The sequence below is a fragment of the Promicromonospora sp. NPDC060204 genome, assembly GCF_042728455.1.
Classification (GTDB): domain Bacteria; phylum Actinomycetota; class Actinomycetes; order Actinomycetales; family Cellulomonadaceae; genus Promicromonospora.
This window is the reverse complement of sequence record NZ_JBHWZO010000344.1, coordinates 1-5735: the sequence shown is the minus strand read 5'-3', so window position 1 is coordinate 5735 and position 5735 is coordinate 1. Positions and strand designations below refer to the sequence as shown.

Annotated in this window: 5 protein-coding genes; 3 read left to right on the top strand and 2 right to left on the bottom strand. The window is 74.0% G+C overall.

The features are described from left to right. Positions 1–113: 113 nt before the first annotated feature. The 3 genes from ACFWEJ_RS26730 to ACFWEJ_RS26720 are packed head-to-tail and all read left to right on the top strand — an operon-like array spanning position 114 to position 2229. Positions 114–875 (top strand): hypothetical protein, encoded by a 762-nt coding sequence (locus ACFWEJ_RS26730; RefSeq protein ID WP_377232207.1) that lies wholly within the window; start codon positions 114–116, stop codon positions 873–875. Continuing rightward, positions 872–1492, top strand: a complete 621-nt coding sequence (locus ACFWEJ_RS26725; protein WP_377232206.1) for a hypothetical protein — start codon at positions 872–874, stop codon at positions 1490–1492. The genes ACFWEJ_RS26730 and ACFWEJ_RS26725 overlap by 4 nt, the downstream gene beginning before the upstream one ends. Then, a complete protein-coding gene (locus tag ACFWEJ_RS26720) occupies positions 1489–2229 on the top strand; it encodes a hypothetical protein (RefSeq protein WP_377232205.1) in 741 nt (246 codons plus the stop codon). Before ACFWEJ_RS26725 ends, ACFWEJ_RS26720 begins: the two co-directional genes overlap by 4 nt. On the opposite strand, the gene ACFWEJ_RS26715 is transcribed toward ACFWEJ_RS26720, so the two are convergent. Then, positions 2210–3547, bottom strand: coding sequence for a hypothetical protein (locus ACFWEJ_RS26715; RefSeq protein WP_377232204.1), 1338 nt, complete (start codon positions 3545–3547; stop codon positions 2210–2212). The genes ACFWEJ_RS26720 and ACFWEJ_RS26715 overlap by 20 nt on opposite strands. Before the next feature lie 89 nt (positions 3548–3636). Continuing rightward, positions 3637–5634: an acyltransferase family protein gene (locus ACFWEJ_RS26710; RefSeq protein WP_377232203.1), complete on the bottom strand. Its 1998-nt coding sequence runs from the start codon at positions 5632–5634 to the stop codon at positions 3637–3639. Positions 5635–5735: the final 101 nt, after the last annotated feature.

Sequence of the window (5735 nt, the reverse complement as noted above, 5' to 3'; positions counted from 1 at the left end):
CAGCAGGCTGAGAGCGAAGAAACCCCGGCCTCGAAAGTGTGTGCGTCCCCGGCTTGTCGCGGTCGTGGACTTTCGCCCGGTTGGTCCGGGATGCACCGCTACGATCGTGCGCCATGAAGCATGCCCGCAACGGCGGCCCCGACATCGCGTTCCGGGTCGGCCGCCGCGTCGTCTCGGCCGTCGCCGACGACATGTCGACGATGCAGCGCGTCGGCGCCGGCGTCGTCGCCGCCCTCGTGGCCGTCTCCCCGTTCGGGGCGTGGAACAAGGTCGAGGCGCACGCCGACCCGATCGTGGCGGGGACGGCGATCGAGGTGGGCCCGTTCGACGTGACGGTGCTGCGGGCCGTGATGGCCGACGAGCTCGGCAGCCTCGTGCCCGCGCCGGGGAACCACATGTTCGCCGTGGTCGCCGACGTCGTGAACACCGGCGACGTGCCCGAGCTGAGCTCGACGCTGGGCAGCGCCGTCCCCGCCCCCGAGGGCGTGGGCATCGTGGCGCTGGACCCGTTCGCGGGCCTCGACACGGACCTGGGCGACGACGGCGGCACCGGGCCGGACGCCGAGCCCTCCGCGAGCGCCTCCCCCGACGAGGCCGAGGAGGCCGAGCTGCCGTCCGCGAGGATCCTCTACGTCAAGGACGCGACCAGCGCCCGCATCCTCAACCCGGGCGTCACCTACCAGATCGCGCTGATCTGGGAGCAGAGCGGCGACTGGGAGGGCGACGAGATCCCGCTCCGGGTGCTGGAGCTGTCCTGGATCGACGAGAGCCGGCTGACCCTGGACAACGGGTACTGGCTGCCCACCGACCTCGCGTTCGAGGGCCCGATCAAGGTGAAGGACAACCGGGGCATGAGCGAGGAGGGTCAGTCGTGAGGCACGGACGGCGCCGGATCACGTGGCAGGGCTCGGCCCTCGTCGTCGGCGGGGTGGTCGCGGGCTGCGCGCTCGTCACCGCCGTGCCGCAGGAGACCGTCGTGGAGGCGCCGTTCGTCGTCGAGGGCGCCGTGGGCGAGACGCTCGACCTGACGTACGCGGACCTCACGGTGACCGACGTGCGGGTCGCCGACACCCTGGAGAGCTTCTCGGAGACCGCCGTGGCGAACGGGACGTTCGTGGTGGTCGACGCGACCTGGCGGGCCACGCAGGGTGCGACCGCCTTCACGGGCGCCGAGATCACCGACGCCGACGGCCGCCGGTTCTGGCCCACCGACCAGGCCGAGTGCTCGATCTCGGCCAACGCGCAGCCGGGGTACGCGTGGCGCGTCACCTACTGCTTCGACGTGCCGCAGGACGCGCTCGCGGGGGCGACGGTGCGGCTGGCGCGCGGCGGCCAGACCGAGGACTACGCCGAGCAGCGGCGGGACGCCGCCGGCGTGGTCGACCTGGGCATCTCCGCCCAGCAGGCGAAGGAGCTGTGGGCGGCGACCGACACGGTGTCGACGGAGGCGCCGGGCTACGCCACGGCCAGTGCGGAAGGTAGTGAGGGATGACGACGCTGGTGACGCCGGCGGTGCCGGGTCCGGGTTCGTACGAGGGTCCCGGTCAGGGCGCGTACCCGGGCGGGGCGCCTAGCCTGCGGCCGGGCCTGCTGCCCGGTTCCGTGCCGCCCGACGCCCCGCGGGCGGGGCGGCCCCGGGGCTGGTGGCGGCGCAACGCCGTCTGGCTGGTGCTGCTGCCGCTCGCGCTCGTGGTGGCCACGGGGGCGACGTCGTTCCGGGTGGTGGCCTACTGGTGGCCGGACGGGCTGCACTACGAGTCCCAGCGGGTCGCCCTCGGCGAGCCGGCGCACCTGGAGGGCGAGTACTTCGACATGGGGTTCGACGTGCCGGAGCGCGCCAAAACCTGGGTGGTGCGCGAGATCGACGCGACGGTGACCGGCGTCGAGCAGGTGGACGAGCTGCCCGAGCCGGCCTACGGCCTGCCCGTGCCGATCCCCGAGGGCTCGGTCGCCTACGAGGTGCGGCTGCACTTCGCGGCCGAGCCGCAGACCGACCTCTCGTTGTGCCAGATCGCCCTCGTGGCCGACGACGGCACGCGGTACGGGGAGTCGTCGCCGGACGTGCTGGGCAGCTCGAACCGGTGCTCGCTGCCGGACGCCGAGGGCTTCGTCAGCGAGCAGCCCGAGTGGGACGTCAGCTCGTTCATGCTAGTGGACCCCGACGCGACGATCACCGAGGCCCGGCTGTCGTTCGGGGGTCCGGACTACCTCACGGTCGAGCTGCCGTAGCGGGGACCGTGGCCGGGACCGCGCGGTTCCCGGCCACGGGAGTGGCGTCGTCGTCCAGCTCGCGGACGGCCAGGCCGCGCTCGACCAGCACCTCGACCGTCGCCGCGATCAGCACGGCGGCGAGCGCCAGGGAGACCACGAGCCCGGCGGCCGCCTCGAAGGGGCTGAACGCGATCCATGCGTTGGTCTCGACGGGGCCGACGGCGGCCCGGAGGAGCCAGCCGATCCCCTGGGGCGCCCGCATGACCACGAGGTAGCCCAGGCAGAAGACCAGCATGGGGCCGAGGCCGCCGTGCACGATCATCTTCAGCCCGTTCCACAGGGCGGAGAAGCGGGCGCGCAGGTCCTCGGTGAGCGACTCCAGGAGCGACCGCAGCCCGGCCGGGATCCAGGTCATGCGGTCGAGCCAGCGGTGCTCGCTCGACGGCGGCTCCATGAGCTTGTGCCCCAGCACGACGGCGCCGATGGCGAGCCAGGCCAGGGGCGCGACGAGGACGACGTCGAGCGACTCGAGGACGGTGACGAAGCCGTCGGCCACGAACGCCGCGGCGTCGTTGCCGGCGTCCCCCACGCTCTCCTGCGCCGCGCCGACGGTGCCGACGGCCGCCGCCACGAGCTCGCGGTCCGCCGCGATGTTCCACAGCCCCAGCTCGATGGACTCGACCTGCTTGGCGACCTGGCTGGTCCAGTAGATCTCGAGGCAGCCGCCGAGCACCGCGATGCCGAGGAACTGGAGCTTGCCCTCGAGCCGGCCGAGCAGCCAGCGCAGCACGAACGCCCCGGCCACGATCGCGACGACGGTCCAGCCGGACCAGACGCCGAGCCGGGACATGAAGTCGACGCCCTCCGCGCTGAACAGGTCGTTGAACAGCTCGTCGGCCGCCGCCTCGTTGGTGAACCTCAGCTGGTCGGCGTCCATGAGGCCCTCGACCTCGTAGACCACCAGGAACGGCACCAGCACGGACAGCGCGATGTCGATGAGGCGCCGCTCGCGCCGCTCCGAGGGCATCATCGGGGCCCGGCGGGTGGGCAGCATGCCGGGGATCGCCGCCTCGGCGGCGCGCTCCTTGCGGCCGAGGTCGTTGCCGCCCAGGCTCGGCAGGCTGTTCCGGCAGACCCACAGCATCCCGACCACCGGCACGAGGTACCCGAGCGGGCTCAGGATCAGCAGGAGCTGCGCCACGAACGAGTTCCACTGGCTCAGCTCGACCGCGCCCCACATCGCGCCGTTCCGGACGGCGACGCCGAGCAGGCCGAGCGTCAGGAGCGCGGGCCAGTGCGCCACGAACAGGCGACCGGCGGAGACCAGGATCCTCATGGCGACACATAGTGGCCTAAAGCGGGCATGGTGCGCCAAGCCGTGTCATGCCGGCGTTGCTCGGGCGTCGCTCGAACGTCACTCCGGCGTCACTCCAGCGCCGCGAACGACTCCTCGACCAGGTTGGTGTAGGCCTCGACGCCGTCCAGGTTCGGGTGCGTGGCGTCGGCGTGCAGCAGGCCGGGATGCTCGTCGACCAGCGTGTGCCAGTCGGCGACCGCGACGTTCTCGCGGCCCGCGGCGACCTGGTCGAGGGTCTTGTTCGCGTCCGGCACCCAGTAGCTGATCCCCACGCTGTTGACGAGCACCACGCGGCGGTCGGGCCCGATCATGTCGAGCACGTGCCGCGCGGCGTCGGCCGAACCCTCGAGCTGGAAGCCCGCGTTGGTGCCGAAGTTCAGCAGCACCGTCTGACGCAGGCGGCCCTCGTGCTTCGCCGTGCGGATCATCCGCTCGGCGTCGAGCCAGTCCGTGCTCACCACGCCCTCGACCTGGGCGCGCGGGTAGCGGGCGAGGATCGCCGGCGCGGCGGCCGCCAGCACGGAGTCGCCGAAGGCGGAGACCTGGGCGCCCTGCCGCGCCCCGAAGGGCAGGGGCTCCGGCGCCGACCCCAGGGTGCGCGACGTCGGGGCGGGCTCACCGTCGCCCGTGGGGGTGGCGGCGTTCCGCCCGGCCGCGGCCTGCGCCGCTGTGGCCTGCCCCGCCGCGGCCTGGACCCCGGCGGCGATGGCGAGCTCGGTCGCCGTCCGGCTCGGGGCCGACGTGACCGCCGCGCCCGTCCCGACCAGGGCGAGCACCGCGACCACCACGGCGGCCTTCGGCACGACGGCGGCGGTGCGCACCGCGCCGAGCAGCGCCCGGAGCGCGCCCCGGAAGCCGAGCCGCCGCACCGGCATCTCGACCCAGCGGTACGACGCCGCCGCGAGCACGACGGTCAGCACCACGGTCAGGCCGGTGCCGACGCCCCACCACACGGTCCCGGGCTGCGCCCCGACCGCGGCCGTGACGACGCAGGCGACCGGCCAGTGCCACAGGTAGATCCCGTACGACCGCTCCCCCACCCAGCGCAGCGGGCGCGCCTCCAGCGCGGCGGTGAACCAGGTGGGCTCGGCGCGGGCCGCGCCGCACGCCTGCACCAGGACGAGGGCGAGCAGCGAGGCGGCCAGCAGCCCGAGCGGGTACGTGAGGGGCGAGTCGCTGCGCAGCAGCAGGAACAGGGCGACCAGCCCGGCCAGCGCGAGCGGCGGCAGCACCCGCGCGCGGGCGCCCCACAGCGCCGGGCCGGCCTTGGCCCAGCGCAGCGTCACCGCGGCCCCCAGGAGCAGGCCGAACGCGTGGGTGTCGGTACCGTAGTAGACGCGCGTGGGGTCCACGCCGGTGCCGTACGCGGGCATGAGCAGGAGCGCCATGGCCGCCGCCGAGACGAGCGCGCCCGCGACCACGATCCGCACCCGCCAGGCGGCCGAGCGCACGGTGATCAGCAGGAGCACGAGCAGCACCGGCCAGGCCAGGTAGAACTGCTCCTCGATGGCCAGCGACCACAGGATGCGCAGCAGCTCCGGCTGGGACTCGTCGAAGTAGTCGGTGCCCGCGGCGATCTCCACCCAGTTGGTGCTGAACGTCACCGCCCCCAGGAGCTGGCGCCCGATGCCGACCGTGAGGTCCGGCTCGACCAGCCGCGCCACCGGGATGCTCGTGACCAGCACCAGCGCGAGGGCGGGCAGCAGCCGGCGGGCCCGGCGCACCCAGAACCGCGGGAGCCGGATCCAGCTCGTGCCCGCGACCTCGCGCAGCAGCAGGGTGGTGATGAGAAAGCCGCTGACCACGAAGAACACGTCCACGCCCAGGAACCCGCCCGGCACCCACGCGGGCGCCAGGTGGAACGCGACGACGGCGACCACCGCGACGGCCCGCAGCCCGTCGAGGCCGGGGATCCGGGGGCCGCGCGCCGCCGTCGGGCCGGCCCCGGGCTCCCGGAGCGCGGCCGGGTCGGCCGGGGTGTCGGCCGGGGTGGCGGCGGCCGGGGTGGCGGGGACTGCGCCGGTCCCGGCGACCAGACCGGGCCGGGCGTCGTCGGTCAGGACCATGGGCGGACGGTACCGAACCTCCGTGGACCGAAAAAGTCCGGAATGTGAAGCCCGCCCCGCCGACACTCCCCTTTGAGGCCCAGGTTTCTTCGCTTTGAGCC